The sequence below is a fragment of the Hymenobacter daecheongensis DSM 21074 genome (assembly GCF_900141805.1).
In the GTDB taxonomy this organism is placed as follows: Bacteria; Bacteroidota; Bacteroidia; order Cytophagales; family Hymenobacteraceae; genus Hymenobacter; species Hymenobacter daecheongensis.
Window position 1 is genome coordinate 204,215 of sequence record NZ_FQYN01000003.1, and the last position, 16,579, is coordinate 220,793.

At 60.2% G+C, this 16,579-nt stretch carries 14 protein-coding genes and 1 riboswitch; of the genes, 8 read left to right on the top strand and 6 right to left on the bottom strand.

The window, feature by feature from the left end; genetic code table 11:
* The first annotated feature begins 78 nt into the window (after positions 1-78).
* The 7 genes from BUB62_RS06545 to BUB62_RS06580 all read left to right on the top strand — a co-directional run bounded on the left by BUB62_RS06545 (position 79) and on the right by BUB62_RS06580 (position 9,328).
* A complete protein-coding gene (locus tag BUB62_RS06545) occupies positions 79-1,566 on the top strand; it encodes a lipopolysaccharide biosynthesis protein (RefSeq protein WP_073107731.1) in 1,488 nt (495 codons plus the stop codon).
* 253 nt (positions 1,567-1,819) lie between these two features.
* Complete coding sequence (locus BUB62_RS06555) at positions 1,820-4,606, top strand: N-acetylmuramoyl-L-alanine amidase (RefSeq protein ID WP_200799897.1); 2,787 nt, start codon at positions 1,820-1,822, stop codon at positions 4,604-4,606.
* A 112-nt stretch (positions 4,607-4,718) separates the two neighbouring features.
* Positions 4,719-5,543 (top strand): peptidoglycan recognition protein family protein, encoded by an 825-nt coding sequence (locus BUB62_RS06560; RefSeq protein WP_073107734.1) that lies wholly within the window; start codon positions 4,719-4,721, stop codon positions 5,541-5,543.
* A 75-nt stretch (positions 5,544-5,618) separates the two neighbouring features.
* On the top strand, positions 5,619-6,059 hold the full coding sequence (locus tag BUB62_RS06565; RefSeq protein ID WP_143164059.1) for a hypothetical protein: 441 nt from the start codon (positions 5,619-5,621) through the stop codon (positions 6,057-6,059).
* Between the two features lie 52 nt (positions 6,060-6,111).
* Entirely contained in the window at positions 6,112-6,522 is a 411-nt protein-coding gene (locus BUB62_RS06570; protein ID WP_073107740.1) for a hypothetical protein, read from the top strand.
* Complete coding sequence (locus tag BUB62_RS06575; RefSeq protein ID WP_073107743.1) at positions 6,503-7,411, top strand: hypothetical protein; 909 nt, start codon at positions 6,503-6,505, stop codon at positions 7,409-7,411. Before BUB62_RS06570 ends, BUB62_RS06575 begins: the two co-directional genes overlap by 20 nt.
* Before the next feature lie 516 nt (positions 7,412-7,927).
* Positions 7,928-9,328, top strand: coding sequence for a TSUP family transporter (locus BUB62_RS06580; protein WP_084538875.1), 1,401 nt, complete (start codon positions 7,928-7,930; stop codon positions 9,326-9,328).
* Between the two features lie 178 nt (positions 9,329-9,506).
* Here the strand turns inward: BUB62_RS06580 and BUB62_RS06585 are convergent, their stop codons facing one another.
* From BUB62_RS06585 to BUB62_RS06610, 6 genes are all read right to left on the bottom strand, one after another.
* Positions 9,507-10,970, bottom strand: a complete 1,464-nt coding sequence (locus BUB62_RS06585) for an amino acid permease (RefSeq protein ID WP_073107746.1) — start codon at positions 10,968-10,970, stop codon at positions 9,507-9,509.
* A 293-nt stretch (positions 10,971-11,263) separates the two neighbouring features.
* A riboswitch (SAM riboswitch) is annotated at positions 11,264-11,356 on the bottom strand.
* Positions 11,357-11,675: 319 nt separating this feature from the next.
* The gene (locus BUB62_RS06590; protein WP_073107749.1) at positions 11,676-12,410 is read right to left on the bottom strand and encodes an EcsC family protein; all 735 of its coding nucleotides are present in this window, start codon (positions 12,408-12,410) and stop codon (positions 11,676-11,678) included.
* A gap of 19 nt (positions 12,411-12,429) precedes the next feature.
* On the bottom strand, positions 12,430-12,771 hold the full coding sequence (locus BUB62_RS06595; RefSeq protein ID WP_073107752.1) for a HepT-like ribonuclease domain-containing protein: 342 nt from the start codon (positions 12,769-12,771) through the stop codon (positions 12,430-12,432).
* The gene (locus BUB62_RS06600) at positions 12,740-13,066 is read right to left on the bottom strand and encodes a nucleotidyltransferase family protein (protein WP_073107755.1); all 327 of its coding nucleotides are present in this window, start codon (positions 13,064-13,066) and stop codon (positions 12,740-12,742) included. Before BUB62_RS06600 ends, BUB62_RS06595 begins: the two co-directional genes overlap by 32 nt.
* A 61-nt stretch (positions 13,067-13,127) precedes the next feature.
* Positions 13,128-14,153 carry a Gfo/Idh/MocA family protein gene (locus tag BUB62_RS06605; RefSeq protein WP_073107758.1) on the bottom strand — a complete coding sequence of 342 codons (1,026 nt, stop codon included), beginning with the start codon at positions 14,151-14,153 and terminating at the stop codon, positions 13,128-13,130.
* Between the two features lie 54 nt (positions 14,154-14,207).
* Complete coding sequence (locus BUB62_RS06610; RefSeq protein ID WP_234988644.1) at positions 14,208-15,380, bottom strand: DegT/DnrJ/EryC1/StrS family aminotransferase; 1,173 nt, start codon at positions 15,378-15,380, stop codon at positions 14,208-14,210.
* 202 nt (positions 15,381-15,582) lie between these two features.
* Here BUB62_RS06610 and BUB62_RS06615 point away from each other — a divergent pair, with 202 nt between their 5' ends.
* Positions 15,583-16,500, top strand: a complete 918-nt coding sequence (locus tag BUB62_RS06615; RefSeq protein WP_073107764.1) for a hypothetical protein — start codon at positions 15,583-15,585, stop codon at positions 16,498-16,500.
* Positions 16,501-16,579: the final 79 nt, after the last annotated feature.

Sequence of the window (16,579 nt, forward strand, 5' to 3'; positions counted from 1 at the left end):
GCGCAGTTCTGCGCCAATAGCGCCAACCGAACATCAAACTCACCACCTCACAATTTCACCACTTCACCACTTCACCACTTGGGTATAGTTCAGCGGCAAGGGCTGCGCAACACGGTTATTTCCTACCTCGGGCTGGCGCTGGGCTTCGTCAATACGGCCTTCGTGCTGCCGCGTCTGCTGGCCCCCGAGCAATTGGGGCTGACGACGCTGCTGGTGTCCATTGCCACGGTGTATGCCCAGTTTGCGGCCTTTGGGTTTGCCAGCGTGGGCATCCGGTTTTTCCCTTATTTCCGCCAGCGCGAAACCGGCCACCAGGGCTTTTTGCCGCTGCTGCTGGCCCTGCCGCTGCTGGGGTTTTGCCTCGTCACGCTGTTCTACGGGCTGGGCCGGCCGTTGCTGCTGGCCCAATACGCTCCCAACGACGCGGCTTTGCTGCGGCCTTACTATTGGTGGGGCAGCGTGCTGGCGCTGTTCACGCTGCTGTATTCTTTGCAGGATGCCTATCTAAAAGGGCTGTACCACACCGCCTTTTCGGGCTTTCTGCAGGACATAGTGCTGCGCCTACTCATCGTAGGGCTGGCGGTTTTGTATGGCAAGGGCTACCTCGATTTTCGCGAGTTCGTGCTGGGCTACGTGGGGCTGTATGGGATTATTCTGTTGCTGCTCACGGCCTACCTCAGCTACATCGGCGAGTTGCACCTGCGGCCCACGCGGGCGGCGCTACGGGTGCGGCCGGTGGGCGAAATCGTGCGGTTTGGGGGCTTCGCGCTGCTTTCGAGCCTGTCGGGCAGCATCCTGGGCTTTATTGATTCCTGGATGGTGGGGGCGCAGCTGAGTCTGGCGGCGGCGGGCGTGTATGGCATTGCCTACAACATCAGCACGGCCCTCACCATTCCGGCCCGCTCGCTCAATAAGATTGCCTTTCCGCTGCTGGCCCAGTACTGGAAAGACCAGGATATGAGCAAGATGGCCGACTTCTACCGCCGCACCACTCGCCTCAATACCGTGCTGGGCTGCTACCTGGCCCTGGGCATCGGCCTGAATCTGGATTTTATCTACTCCCTCATCAAAAACCCGCTCTACGCCACCGGCACCACCGCCGTGCTGCTGCTGCTGGCCGGCCGCCTCTTCGACGGCATCACGGGCGTAAACGGCCTCATCGTCGTCACCTCCCCGCGCTACCGCTTCGATTTGATTTTCAACCTGTCGCTGGCCGGCTTCACGGTGCTCATGAACTGGCTGCTGATTCCGCGCCTGGGCCTCACGGGCTCGGCCCTGGCTACGCTCATTGCCCTGGTCAGCATCAACGCGGCCCGCACCTGGTTTGTGTGGCGCAGCTACCGTTTGCAGCCCTTCGATGGGCGCATTCCGCTTATCCTGGGCATTGCCGCCGGGGCCGGCGGGGCGGCCTGGCTGGTGCCGTTCGTGCATTCGTTTCTGCTCACCATGCTGGTGCGCTCGGTGGTGCTCACGGTGGTGTATGCGGGCTTGCTGCTGCTCACCAACGCCGTGCCCGAGGCCAACGCATTGCTGCTGACGCTTCGAAAACGGCTGCTTTCCCGCTAAGAGAGTGCGGGCAGTTGTAGTAAGCGACTATGTATTATAAGTCAGCAGGTTTAAGCTACGGCCAGGGCCCGACATATCTACTTTACCACGGGTCAGTTTGTGAGGGCAGGTCACCCTTTTCTGAATTCAGTGCCAGCACTGATGTGTATTCCGCCGCGAAGAAATAGTTTCAGTGCATTGCGGGCCTTTGCTCTCACTATTGGCCTGCTGTGTCCTGTTTTCAGTTAGCGCTGAATCACTTTTTCTTTTCCCCATGGCCTCTTCCACTCTGCCTGAGCGGCTCAACCTCTCGACCGATTTGATTAAAGCCGGGGCCCCCAACCGGTCCGGTCGGGCCATCACCCCTACGTACCTCACTATCCACAACACGGCCAATGCCAGTCGCGGGGCGGACGCGCACATGCATGCCCAGTACCTGAAAGGCTCTGATGCCCAGCAGCGCCTCGTTTCCTGGCACTTTACCGTAGACGACAAGCGCTGTGTGCAGCACCTGCCCCTACACGAGCGGGGGATGCACGCCGGCACCGGCCTAGGCAATGCGAGTAGCATCGGCATCGAAATTTGTGAACACGCGGGCATCGACCAGGCCGCCGCCAACCAGCGCGCGGCCCTGCTCACGGCAGCCCTGCTGCGCCACCTGGACCTTGCTATAGCGCACGTTGTACCCCACCAGCATTGGTCGGGCAAAAGATGCCCGCACTTGCTGCTTGATTCAAAAGGGGGAATTAGCGGCTTTCTGAAACTGGTGAAAGCAGAGCTGGCAACGCTACCGGCCACGGCTACCTTGGCCCTGGCCACACACGATAACGGCAATTCCAAGGGCACCCCGGCGAAGCACAAGGCCCCCGCCAGGGCTGCCGCCCCCGCCCCCACCGATCAGCTCTTTGCCCTGGATGCCGAAGGGACCAGTCTGGACACGGTTCGCAGCACCGATTGTATCACCGTTTCCTTAGCGTCTAAGGGCAAGAAGACGGCTGGCAACAACTCCACCGCCGCGAACAGCAATTACCTGCTCGACGCGCGCCCGGATACGCTGGATTTCCGCGACATCTTATTTACCCCAACTCTGCGGGAAGTGCCGGCTGCTATGCCATTGAGCGACTACCAAAAGCTGGCTAAACGCAACGGGGTGCCCGTACTCGACCAGGGCCGGGAAGGGGCCTGTACCGGCTTTGCGCTGGCCACGGTGGCCAACTTCCTGCTGGGCCAGCGCGCCCAGCCCTGCCAGCCAGTCTCGGCCCGGATGCTCTACGATATGGCCCGCCGCTACGACGAGTGGGAGGGTGAAGGCTACGAGGGCTCAAGCGCGCGCGGTGCCATCAAAGGCTGGCACAAGCACGGGGTGTGCGCCGAGCAGGAATGGCCCAGCATTGGTAGTCCCAACGGGCACCGGCTGACGGGCGAATTGGCGCAAGCGGCCAGCCGCTGCCCGCTTGGGGCGTACTTTCGCGTCAACCATAAAGACCTGGTGTGTATGCATAACGCCCTGGCCGAAGTAGGCGTGCTCTATGCCACGGGCATCGTGCACGACGGCTGGGAAAAGGTGGATGCCGCGGGCCGCATCGAAATGGGCATCAAGCGTCTCGGCGGCCACGCCTTCGCTATCGTCGGCTATGATGAGCAGGGTTTCTGGCTCCAGAACTCATGGGGCCCGAACTGGGGAAAACAGGGATTTGCGCACCTTACCTACGACGATTGGCTGGCCCACGGCACCGATGTGTGGGTCGTGCGCCTGGGCGTGCCGCTTCAGCTGCACACGGCCCAGGGCGTAGCCGCCGCCCGCTGGAACGGAGCCGTGAAGGCTAACGCCTACGGCTTTTCCGACCTGCGCCCCCACGTCATCAGTCTGGGCAATGATGGCGGGCTGCGCTCAACGGGCACCTTCGGCAACGACGAGGAGGAGGTGCGCCACCTGCTGCTAGAAGAATTTCCGGCCATTACAAAAAACTGGAAGCGTAAACGCCTGCTTATTTATGCCCACGGCGGCCTTGTGAGCGAAGACGAGGCCCTGCAGCGCGTGGCCGAGTATCGCGTTGAGCTTCTCAAGCACGAAGTCTACCCGCTGGCCATCATTTGGAAGAGCGACTTGTGGACCACGCTTACCAACCTGCTGCAGGACGCGCAGCGCCGCCGCCGGCCGGAAGGGTTCTTGGATGGCGCCCTAGACTTTGTCTTGGACCGGCTGGACGACTTTCTGGAACCGGTAGCCCGCAACGTAGGTGGGCGCTCCCTCTGGGAAGAGATGAAGGAGAACGGGCAACTCGCCACACTCAGCGGACAAGGAGGGTTGCGCCTCGTCCTTCACTACCTGATGGATTTGGTGCAGCAAGAAAAAGTGGAACTGCACTTGGTCAGCCATAGCGCAGGAGCCATTGTGCTGGCTCCTTTTGCCCAGCTGCTTACCACTCGGGGCAAAGTGCCTGAGGGGCCCATGGCCGGCCAGCAGGGCTTTGGCCAGCAGGTTGCCAGCTGCACGTTCTGGGCTCCGGCCATTACCACACACCTGTTTATGGAAACGTACGCCCCCGCCATTGTGGCGGGTACCATTGGTCGGCCCTCAGTCTTTGCCTTGCACGATGCCGTGGAGCAGGACGACCACTGCGCCAACGTGTACCACAAGTCCTTGCTTTACCTGGTTTCCAATGCGTTTGAGACGGCCACTGTGCGCCAGCCCTTCCTGCACGACCGCGGCACGCCGCTATTGGGCATGGCCAAGTTCGTGCTGGCCGGCAGCAAGTTTGCCGATCAGCAGGTGGTCGATATGATTGCAGGCAAGCAGCTCGAACTAGTGCTGGCCCCTAACATCGATGCCCGCATCCCTACCCCGGAGCAGTCGGCCAGCCGCCACCACGGCGATTTTGACGACGACGAGCTAACAGTGAAGGCAACCCTTGCGCGCATTCTGGGGCCGGGCCCGGCCATGCAGGAGTTGGAGCAGGAAACCGCGGCCCTTGCTATCTTCCGTAGCGGTGAAGGAAGGCTGCAGCAAGTACGGCAGGACTTGCCCGCCGGGGTTGGGCGGTCGAGAAGCACTCCTTAGCAGCATGCTTGGGCGATAGCAGCCCTGCCACGCATTCAATCACTCTTCTACTATCCATCTGCCGCTAGGCGTGCAGCGCCTGTGAGCTGCGCTATTATGATTCCTTATTGCCATGACAACAGAAGCAGCAGAGAATGAAATCAAGCTGACAGAGCTGGCCATCAAAAAGGCTGAATTAAAAGCCAAGGAAACTGAGCTAACGAAAGCCCATCGGTTTTCCATAACTACCTCCATTCCGCTGCTAATAGCATTGGTGGGCCTCGCCGCCAGTGCCATAACCGCTGTCGTTCAGAAATCAACCAGCATCGAGTTAGAGCGCAATCGGTTCAGGTCCAGCCTGCTGCTTAAAGCACTTGATGCCCAGGGCACTGAAAATATTTCGAAGACGCTGCTGTTTATGGTAGATACAAAAATCTTGGAGGACAAGGACGGTAGTATTCGTAGAGCCGCGAATAAGCCGGAAGAGTTGCCGACAGAGCGCGACACAACGGCGCGAATCAAATTCGGAACTCCTAAAACGCCGCGCGTTATCGATAAGATTGTCGTGAGCGACACCGGGATAGAGACGGATTATGCTCGGTTGCTCGCCGCAATGAAGCAGCCCGCTATCATGGCCTCATATCACTACCTCGTAGATATGGATGGACACGTGCATAGCATGGTGGCAGATTCTTTGATTGCCTATCATGCGGGCAAGTCCGAAGTGAATGCCCATTCCCTTGGCATTGGGGTTATGCACATTCCTGACAACTCTCAGGGGTACAGCAGGAACCAGATAGCTTCGTTGAAGCAATTAATACATCAACTAAGCACTAAATACCGCATCAAGCCCGCCAATGTTAATGGCAAAAACCATTACAATCCGTCTCGACGCTGTGATTTCGACCTGATCCGGGCCGAAGTTCTCGCGTCAGGTGGCACGCCGCACCCACGCTAACGCAGGCGCGTTGGCTGTTCGCGTCGTAGCTACTTTTCTGATTAGCATCTGGTCTTTTTGAACTCACTTGCCCTTATGCTGCACCCAATTTTATTATGGGCGGGATTGATTCTCCACTCCCATGCGCTAAAGGCTGTCGCTCAAAAGCCAGCCCCAGGAGACCTCGCGCCCAAACTCGCGGGTACTTCTTTTTGGCAATGGACGTTGGTCGGGCAGCGTGAAACCCTGGGGCAGGCCTGCGATTCAGGCCGGATATTCACTTTTCGCTGGTCTGCCAAAGCCTTCGAGCGGAAAGTACAGATCCGGTCCTGCGTGGATGGGGAATGGCGGGCCACTACGGCGGTATGGGCAACGCAAAAAGTTGGCGTTGAAACCCTGCTGCTGCTGAATGGCAAACCAGCCTACTACATTCGCTTTATGTTGCAAAATGGCACCGAAATCCTCCGCCTTACCGAACGAGGCAGCACCCCAACTTCCCCGACCCGCCACTATTATCTCCGCCAAACGGCCGGCTAAATTCATACCTTCTCCACCCGGGCAGCCCCCGGTTAATCGAGTTGACACGTGGGTGAAAATAGCCGCGCCCCTGCTCACGGCGGCGGGTCTCATTTTTAGTGTGTGGCAGTACCAGCATCAGCAGGCCTACAACGATGCCCAAGAATTCAGGCGCAAAACCTGGGAAAAGCGGCTGGAGGCCTACACTGAACTCGGCAACTTAGCGGCCCAGCTCGTCACCGCCGCTGCCCAGCCGCAGCGGTTTGATTCTCTCGGCAGCCGCTTTGAACAAGTATACTGGGGAAAGCTCCCCCTCTTCGACGACCGAGGCGTGGAGCAGAAACTAAAAGCCTTCCATGACGAAGTACAAGATACCAGACACCGTGAAGGCGAACTCAATGCCCTTAAAGCGAAAGGATATGCTTTGATGAAAGAATGTCAAAAATCCTTACACCGCTCCTGGTATGAAGCCGCTGCTTATTAGCCTGTTGCTCTTGGCGGCACCTTGTGCGCTGCGGGCACAGTCCACCTTCACCGTCTACTCGCTGTGCGTGGGGTCGGCCGATTATTTGCAGGATTTTACTCGCTTTGAGCGCGGCTTTGCCGGGTTTGCCTCCGTGCCGTCGGCGGCGGTAAGTGCGCGGGTTATGCACCGGCAGCTACACGCTTATAATCCCGGGTACGGCGACACGCTAATTTCCCAGCCGGCCCAACTCATTTCGCGCCAACAGGTAATCGCCTCTGTAGCCAAGCTTATTCGGCGAGTCAAAGCGGAGAAAAAACCGAACCCGCTATTGGTGTTTTATTTTGCCGGCCACGGTTTGTCAGAGGGCCTGGGCTGGAATCTGTTTTTGGTGCCCGGTGATTTTCGCTATAAGATAGGCTCCGACTTACTCAAGCTCAGCGACCAGACTCTTTATGCCGGGGATGTGTACGATGCCTTTGCAGCCGCTGACCTGCCTTTTCTGTTACTGCTGGATTGTTGCTACGAAGGTAAAGGCCAAAATATTAACACGAACGAATACGCCTATCAACAGTCGCTCTTGCAAGTCGCTGAGTTAGCCAAAAACAGCATTGCCATTGTGCGCAAACTCAATGAGTTTGAGGAGCCCAACCCAGTATTTTTTTCTACCACGCCCGGCAAGCGCATAGAAACCGTCCCGTTGCCCGGCTTGGCCCAGCGCAAGGTAGGTCCACTGTGTTGTCGGAGCCTGCTGGCATTCAGGAAACTCCGCACAACCGGGCGAGCGTTTAGTTTAGAGGCCTACCTCACGCTACTCCACCAAACTACGTTTGACATGGGTGGCAGTGCCCAGTCCGTAACGAATTGGGATCAGGGCGCTTGTACGTTTACCCAAACACGACTCCGGTAAAACTCTTGTATCAGGCCCAGTACATACGGCCACTTATCGTTGCCGTCATGGAATTGCCTGGTGCCGAAGTAAGCGAAGCGGCGTGGCTAAAGCCGGCCCCGCATCTGATCGGCAAAGCCGGGACCGTGAGGCCTACGGCAGACCATAACCGCCCCTGTTTCTGTACCCGGCGCTCTGGATGACGCTCTCCGGCGGTACTTGGTGCGTCGGCTCTGCCTACGCGCCTTGGCAAGCACGACACGGTGCGCAAATGGGCGCTACGAGAGGGCCCAAAAGGGGCTCGGCAGCACTTGTTTCCGGCCGCACGTAGTCCCGAACTTAACTCAGAGCCCAACCCAACTAGCGGGCAGGTTCACCAACGGGTAGCGGGCTCACGCCAAAAAACGGCTCGGGGAAACTGGTCGAACAGGTGAGGGCCGGCAACTACCTCAAGTCAGTTAGGCCAGCCATTTATTTCCGATTCTGAGTATCTTTTCCACCCGGCTCCGGCCGTTCCGCGCCCTTGCTACCTCAACCATGATACCCTTCCCTTCCTCACCCACGGGACTGCCGCCGCCGGAGCCCGCGCGGGCCACTGCGCCGGCTCCGGCCGACGCGCTTTTTCCGGTGCTGCTGAACCTGACCAACCGGCGGGTGCTGCTCATGGGCGGTGGCACCGCGGGACTGGAACTGCTCACCGCGCTGCTTGGCACCAGCCCCGCCACGGCCATCACAGTGGTTAGCGAAACATTCCGGCCCGAAATCCTGGCTTTCACGGCCGAATACCCGCACGTACTGCTGCGCGAAAAAGCCTACGCCCCCCACGACCTCTCCGGCCACGACCTGATCTTGGCGGCCACCTCCGATGCCGATCTGAACCAGCGCATCAGGGCCCACGCCACCGCCCGGCACCTGCTCTGCCACGTAGCCGACGCGCCCGCGCAGAGCGACTTCTACCTAGGCGAGGCAGAGCCGCAAGGCCGCGGGAAAATTGTCGTTTCCACCAGCAGCGAGCCGGCGGCGCGGCGGCGACATACGGCCCGCGCCGCGGGGCGTGACTATGAGTCGGCGGCGGCGGCGCAGTGGCGGCGGCTGGCCACGGTGTCGCTGCTGGCCTTCGCGGCCATGCTGGTGTTCAATATCTTATCCTATTACCTCACCTGGCAGCAGGCCTGGGATATGGCCACCGGGGCGCGGCTGTTCTACGTGTTCGTGGCCATCGGCTTCGGAGCCCAGCTAATCGACGGATTGCTGGGGATGGGCTACGGCGTAGTCACGGCCATTAGTTTGATGAGCCTGAACATTGCCCCGGCGGCCGTGAGTGCCAGCATTCATACCGCCGAAATGTTTGCCAGCGGGGCCTCAGGCTACCATCATTACCGCTTCGGCAACGTGAACAAGCGCCTGTTCAAAGTGCTGCTGATTCCGGGCGTGCTGGGAGCCGTGTCAGGGGCCTACCTGCTTTCGCGCTTCGGCGAGCAGTACGCCGGCTACGTGAAGCCGCTGCTGGCCGTGTATCTGCTGCTGCTGGGGCTGCGCATTCTGAGCAAGGCTTTTCGCCGGCCCGGTCCGCGCACCAAGCACAAGAAGCTGGGCCTGCTGGCCGCGGCCGGCGGCTTTCTGGATTCGTTTGGCGGTGGCGGCTGGGGGCCGCTGGTTACCAGCACGCTCATTGCCGGGGGCCGCACGCCGCAGTACGTCATCGGCTCGGTCAGCGTGGCCGAGTTCTTCGTCACGTTCGCCAGCGCCCTCACCTTTTTCGCCACCATCGGCATCACCCACTGGCAGATTATTCTGGGTCTGATTGTGGGAGGTGTGGCCGCCGCGCCCCTGGCCGCCCGCCTGGCCGGCCGCATCCCCACCCGCTGGATGTTCGTGGGCGTGGGGCTGATGGTGATTGTGTGGAGTTTGTGGGCGTTGCGGAAGGTGGTTGGGTAAGCCTCTAAAATCGCCTGTCATCCTGAGCTTGCGAAGGACCTTTCTCTTTCCGCACTGTAAAACGTAATTCAACGCACAAAGCCCTCTACCACGCGAACGGTAAAGGGCTTTGCTCATTTAAAAAGACTTGGTAGTGGCGAAGAGGAAGGTCCTTCGCAAGCTCAGAATGACAGGCGGCTCAGGATGACAGATGATTTTCCGCTTCCGCCGCCTGCCGCAATTTGCTGTGCTTCTTGCCATACCCATAATAAATAGCCAGCCCGATAGCCAGCCACACAAACAGCCGCAGCCAGGTATCCAGGGGCAGCGACACCATCATCAGCAGGCAGGTCAGGATGCCGAGGATGGGCACTACGGGCACCCACGGGGTGCGGAAGCCGCGCGGGGCATTCGGCTCTTTTTTGCGCATAATCAGAATACCCAGGCACACCATCACGAAGGCCAGCAGCGTGCCGATGCTGGTCATTTCGCCCACCACCGAAATAGGCACGAAGCCCGCAAACAGGCTGATAAACAGCCCCAGCAGCAGATTCGACTTGTGCGGCGTGCGGAAAATGGGGTGGATTTCGGAAAAGATCTTCGGCAGCAGACCGTCTTTCGACATGGAGAAAAACACCCGGCTCTGCCCCATCAGATCTACCAGAATCACGGACGTGTAGCCGATGAGAATGGCCACGATAATGGCCGAGCTGAGCCAGCCGTAGGGCGTTTTTTCGATGGCAATGGCCACCGGCGCGGCGCTGTTTTTGAACTCGGTATAGTTGGCCACGCCCGTGAGCACGTGGCCGAATAGCACGAACAGCACCGTGCAGACCAGCAGCGAGCCGATGATGCCGATGGGCATGTTGCGCTGCGGATTCTTGGTTTCCTGCGCCATAGTGGCCACAATATCGAAGCCGATGAACACGAAGAACACCACGCCCGCCCCGCGCAGAATGCCACTGAGGCCAAACTCGCCGAACGTGCCGGTGTTCTGCGGAATGTAGGGCTGGTAGTTGGCCGGATCGATGTATTGCCAGCCCAGGGCAATGAACACCAGCACCACCGCCACCTTCAGCGTGACCACCAGCGCATTGAACCACGCAGAGCCCGACGTGCCGCGAATTATAATGGCCGTAATGGCCAGCACAATCAGCATGGCCGGCACGTTCACGAGGCCCGAAACTACCGCCCCGTCGGCCAGGGTGGCGGTTTCAAACGGCGACATCACCAGCCGGGCCGGAATGTGCAGGTTGAACTTGGCCAGCACCCGCACCAGGTATTGCGACCAGCTGATGGCCACCGTGGCGGCCCCCACGGAGTATTCCAGAATCAAATCCCAGCCGATAATCCAGGCAAACAGTTCGCCCATGGTGGCGTAGGAATAGGTGTAGGCCGAGCCCGCCACCGGCACCATGGAGGCAAACTCGGCGTAGCACAGCGCCGAAAATGCGCAACCCACGGCCGCCACCAGAAAGGAAAGCGTGACGGCCGGCCCGGCATTATTAGCCGCCGCAATGCCCGTGAGCGAAAACAAACCCGCCCCGATGATAACGCCGATGCCAATAGCAATCAGACTGAAGCCGCCCAGGCTGCGCTTGAGGGTGTTGCTACCCGTTTCGGCCGCTTCCAAACGGAGCAGCTCCAGAGATTTTTTAAGCATAAAAACAGGATGGCGCGAAGCAGCGCTTCGCGGATTAGGAAACGATGCCCGGCCGCACAAACCAGCCTGCCCGCGCACCAAAGCGCACAAAGCAACGCCGGCCGCGCTGAGAGCGGGCATCAGAAAAAAGAAAACAGGGAAAAGCGGCCTCGGGCTTAGCCGGCCGCGCGCATCAACCTACCGGCGCTTCAACAACAGCAACAACACCCCACCCCGCGGCCCGCAGGCGCAACGGATACGGCAGCAAAAACGACTCGAACGGGCTGGTTGGGGAAGCACTCCACGGCAACTTGTTTTTATATGAGCAGGAATTGGCACCGTTCCGCAGCCTGCGGGTGGTTGCCGACGCGTCATCGAGCCTGTCTCTCAGCGCCTCTGTATAAAAACAATCCTTTGGGGGGTAAAGAATTGATGGGGCAAAGGTACGCCCACGCGGCGCGGACTTGCAAGCCGGAGCTGAATTCGGGCCTGCCGGGAAAATAGAAGAACGTCATTCCGAGCGTAGCCGGGGAATCTCGCGTGCTTCGTTGTAACGGCTTTGTCATCCTGAGCTTGCGAAGGACCTTATGCCAGTTGAACGACCATCGTAACAACGATTTGCTCAAGCGTGATAAGGTCCTTCGCAAGCTCAGGATGACAGACGATTTCGGGCAACGACCACCCGCGAGGTTCCTCGGCTGCGCTCGGAATGACGGTCTTTTCTCGCTACTGCTCCGGCCCGTGAGCCGCGAAATACCGCATCCGGTAGCAGTTCATGGCCGTTTTGCCGAGCTGCTCGAGGAGGCGGTAGTTGGCCACTGCCCCCACCGCCGCCCCAATCACAGGCACCAGTTGGGCCATTTTGGCCAGGTCGATGTAGTCGCGGTATTCCTGCTGGAAGGTGCGCCAGTCGAACTCCTGCACGTCGGTGGGCAGGGTGTGGCGGTAGTTTTCCCAGTCGGCGAGGCGGCGGTAGGTGGCGTTGCGGGTGTGTTGGCTGCTGAAGGCCAGTTGGAAAATGTGCAGCAGGTAGAGCCGCTCGGAATAGTCCTTCACGTCGTAGCCGTACTGGGCGGCCACGTCGAAGAGCAGCTTGAGCTTGAGGCCCAGCAGCAGGGGAAAATCGGCGAGGCCGAGCAGGAAGCCGCCCGCGCCGGTGAGGGCGCCCTCAGCCGCGGCCGTGTTGCGGTAGTAGCGAATGTGGCTGCGCACGGCCGCCTCCCGCGCCACCAGCGAGGCATCCAGCACCGGCTGGCGCGTGGTGTACGTGGAGCCAAACAGCACGCCGCGCACCATCTGCTTGATGGCAGCGGTGATGGCCTGATGCACCTTCTCGGGCAGCAGCGCATTGAGCCGGGTTTGCACGTGGTGAGCGAAGCGGTTCAGCAGCGACGGCGGCCGCTGCATCTGCTGCTGCCACTGCTGCAGCGCGGCGTAGGCGGACTGGTCTTCGGAAATCATTGAGCGAGAGAATACACTTCTACTCTCCTTCGGCCAGATGCCTTTGCACATCGGCTTTCAAAGCAGGCAGGTGCCTGTGCAGAATGGCCCACACGATAACGTCGTCGATGTTATCGTAGGAGTGAATCAGCCGGTTACGAAAATCAACCATCTGCTTCGTGTTAGGCAGCTCGGCGTGGGGCCACACCCGGCGCAGCTGATTCACCGCTTCGCCCACAATGCCCAGCTGCCGTTCCACGGCGCTGCGCGTTTTGACGTCGGCCCGATAAGCGGCAAAGTCAGGAATGTCGCGCACGAAATCCTCGGCCAGCTCGATGGCCCGCAGAATGTCAAACAGATATTTGCGGCCGGGCGACGTCATAAACCAGCTGTTTGGTACGCTCTATTTCGGCTTTCAGATAAGGATTGCGTAGCGAGTCGGGCGTGAGCAGGTCTACTTTGCGCTGAAACAGATTTTCGAGCGCCTCCCACAGTTGCAACAGCGCTTCTCCCTGCTCCACGGGCGGCGCGGGCAGCAGCGTAACCAGCACATCTACGTCGCTGGTAGCCGGATCGAATGCCTCCGTCAGTGCTGACCCGAACAGGTGCAGCTGCTGAACCCCGAAGCGGCGGCAGAGTTGCGTTAAGGGCTGCTGTGGAATACGTAGGTGAGCCATAGTGCATCAATATACGCGGTTCCGATCAAGCAGCGGCTAATTGGTTTGCAGCCGGAGCGGATCACTTCAAGCTATACACCCGCTCAATAATTTCCACCACCTTCATTCCTTCCAGCGCATTAGTCGTGGCAAAGCTGCGCTTCTGCACCGTGTCCACTACGTTTTCTATCATCTGCACGTGGTTGGCGGCAGAGCCCTGATACGGGCCGTAGTCGTTGGCGGGGTTGGTGGGGGCCAGCTCGGGCATGGCGTAGTTGCGCAGGTGGCAGTACTCCACTTTGTCCATGTACTGGCCGCCGATGCGCAGGCTGCCGTGCTCGGCTACCACCGTCAGGGAGCTTTCCAGGTTCCGGTCCCACACGGCGGTGCTATATTGCAAGGTGCCGCTGCCGCCGCGCAGCAGATCGAAGGTGACCAGGCCGGAGTCCTCGAAATCAGTGAGCGTTTCGTGGTTGAAGTCGCGGAAGCGGGCTGAGATGTTGGTGATGTCGCCGAATACCCAGTAGAGCAGATCCACGAAATGGCTGAACTGGGTGAAGAGCGTGCCGCCGTCCTGCGCCTGCCGGCCCTTCCAGCCGCCGGCCTGGTAGTAGCGGGCGTCGCGGTTCCAGAAGCAGTTGATCTGGACGAGGTAAATCTGGCCCAGGCGGCCTTCGTCGTACACCTGCTTGAGCCAGGCGGCCGGCGGCGAGTAGCGGTTCTGCATCACCCCAAACACCAGCCGGCCGGTTTGCAGGGCCGTGTGCACAATGGCCTCGGCATCGGCCTTGCGCAGCGCAATGGGCTTTTCGATGACTACATGCAGCCCGTGCCGCAGCCCCAAAATGGCCTGCGGCGCGTGCAGATTGTTGGGCGTGGCCACCGTCAGAACATCGGCCTGGGGGCCGTGGGCCAGGTATTCTTCCAGCGAAGCGAAAAACGGCACGCCCGCAAATTCGGCGACCAGCGCGGCTTCCCGGCCTGAGTCAGTATCAATCAAAGCTACCAGGCGAGCATCGGAGTGACTCTGCACAAACGAGGCGTGGCGGCGGCCAATGTGGCCCACGCCGCAGATGGCGAAACGTACGGGAGAGGTAGATTCAGACAAAATAACCGGACTTATGAATAACGAAAGCAGCGGGGCAAGCTCCGAAAAAAACCGCTATTTCCGTTCGGCAAACGCTTTTATCGCCTGCGCCACATACGCCACCTGCTCATCCGTCAACGTAGGATGAATGGGCAGCGACAGCACCGTGCGGCACAGCCGCTCAGCCACCGGAAACTGCCCGGCGCGGTAGCCCAGGTAGCCGTAAGCGGGCTGCAGGTGGTTAGGCAAGGGGTAGTACACCACGCTGGGAATGCCTCGTGCCTGCAGAAACTCCTGGAGCTGGTCGCGGCGGTTGGGGCCGCCGGCCGGGCCTTCTTCCACCACCAGGGTGTATTGATGAAACACATGAGTGCTGCGCGGGTCGCGGGCCGGAATGTGCAGGCCAGGCAGGCCGGCCAGGGCGGCATCATATTGCGCGGCCAGGCGCTGGCGGGTGGCGGTCCAGGCGGGCAGGTGACGCAGCTTCACGCGCAGCAAAGCGGCCTGCAGCGTGTCGAGGCGGGAGTTGAGGCCGATGTGCTCGTGGTGGTATTTGCGGGTCTGGCCGTGGTTAGCGAGCTGGCGCAGCAGCTGGGCACGATTGGCATCGGTGGTAAACAGGGCCCCGCCGTCGCCGAGGGCCCCGAGGTTTTTGGAGGGAAAAAACGAGGTGGTGCCCGCGTAGCCGGCCGTGCCCGCCGCCACGGTTTGGCCGCCGGCCAGCTGGTAGGTGGCCCCGATGGCCTGGGCATTGTCTTCAATAATGGGTAGGCTGTGTTTCGCCGCTATTGTCGTTAAAGCCGCTAAATCAGCGCATTGCCCGAACAGATGCACCACGATAATGGCGCCCGTGCGGGGCGTGATGGCCGCTTCCACGGCCGCCGGATCGAGGTTGAACGTATCGGGGCGCACTTCTACCGGCACGGGGCGCAGGCCCAGAATGGCGGCGGCCTCCAGCGTGGCCACATAGGTGAAGGCGGGCATAATGATTTCGGTGCCGGCTGGCAGGTTCAGGCTCATCAGGGCCAGCTGCAGAGCATCGGTGCCGTTGGCGCACGGAATGACGTGAGGGCCGCCGAGGTAGGCGCTCAGCTCCTGGGCAAATGCCTGCACGGCCGGCCCCTGAATGAAAGCGGCCTCCTGCAGCGTATGCTGCAGGGCGGCGTCCAGCTCGGGCTGAATGGCGGCGTGCTGGGCAGCCAGATCCAGCATCTGAATGGGCGCGGGCGGGGCAGAAATCGGGAACAAAGGACGCGGAGAAAGTGAGAGCCAAAGATAGCGCCGGCGGGTCGTGATTCGGGCAGCTGGCTGATTTCTCCCCAAAATCCGCGGTACGGTTTCCGGGCCGGCCGGCGCATTCCGGGCACAACCCCCGCCGAAAGGTTTGCGTTAAGTCCGGCAGAGCAGCATTCAGATGTTGCTATTCTCCGTTCTCTCAACGCTACTCACCATGCTCAAGAAAACTCTCACCCTCCACACGCTGGCCGCGCTGCTCACGATGGGCGGCCTCACCTTCACCCAAACCAACTGCACGCAGGCCGAAAAGAAGGAAGTATCGCAGGAAAGCGACCAGGCCTACAACGATTTCAAGGACTACGTGGCCACCGTAGAAACCAAAGCCGATAACGCCGCCGCGGCCACTGAAGCCGACTACAACGCCGAAACAGCCCAGCTCAAAGCCGACTTCGATACCAAAGTAGCCGCCGTAGACCGTTACGCCGACCAATACGACGATACCCGCCGCCAGGAAATAGAGCAGCTGCGCACCCGCTACACTACCGCCTACGACAAGCGCGACATGGCCTGGCGCAACCGCCCCAACACGGTAAGCAGCACGGCCACGGGTAGCACCACCGGCACCGGCAAGCCCGGCAAATACTACAAGGCCATGAACCCCGCCGCCCAGCTAACGGCCGCCAACGCCCGCGCCACCTACGAAAACTTCGTCAATAACGTGAAGCAAAACGAGGACAAGTACGACCTTGACGACTGGCGCTACATCAACACCGAGTGGCGCGCCCTCGATGAGGCCTACGACAAGGTGAAAGGCGATATTCCGGCCCGCGACCTGGCCGAGATTCAGAAGGAAAAGCTGAAATATGCCGCCTTCAAGTCATTCGACAAAACCGAAGCCCGCACTGCCCAGGGCGCCGATGCCGTGAGCGGCGAGGCCCGTGAAATGAAAGGAGAAACCGCCGACGAACGCAGCAAAGTAGGCCAGGCCGCCCGCAACACCGCTTCCGACGTGAAGGAAGCTGGTAAAGATGTGGGCCAGGGCGCCGCCAAAGTAGGCAGCAAAGTGGGCAATGCCGTGAAAGGTGCCTACAAGGAAGTGAAGTCGGAGGTGAAGAACACCGACAACGACTAAGTTGCATTTATTCAGTAGAAAAGGCCCGCCACATTGTGTAGCGGGCCTTTTTTCGTTGCAATCCCTCACTAAGAATTCC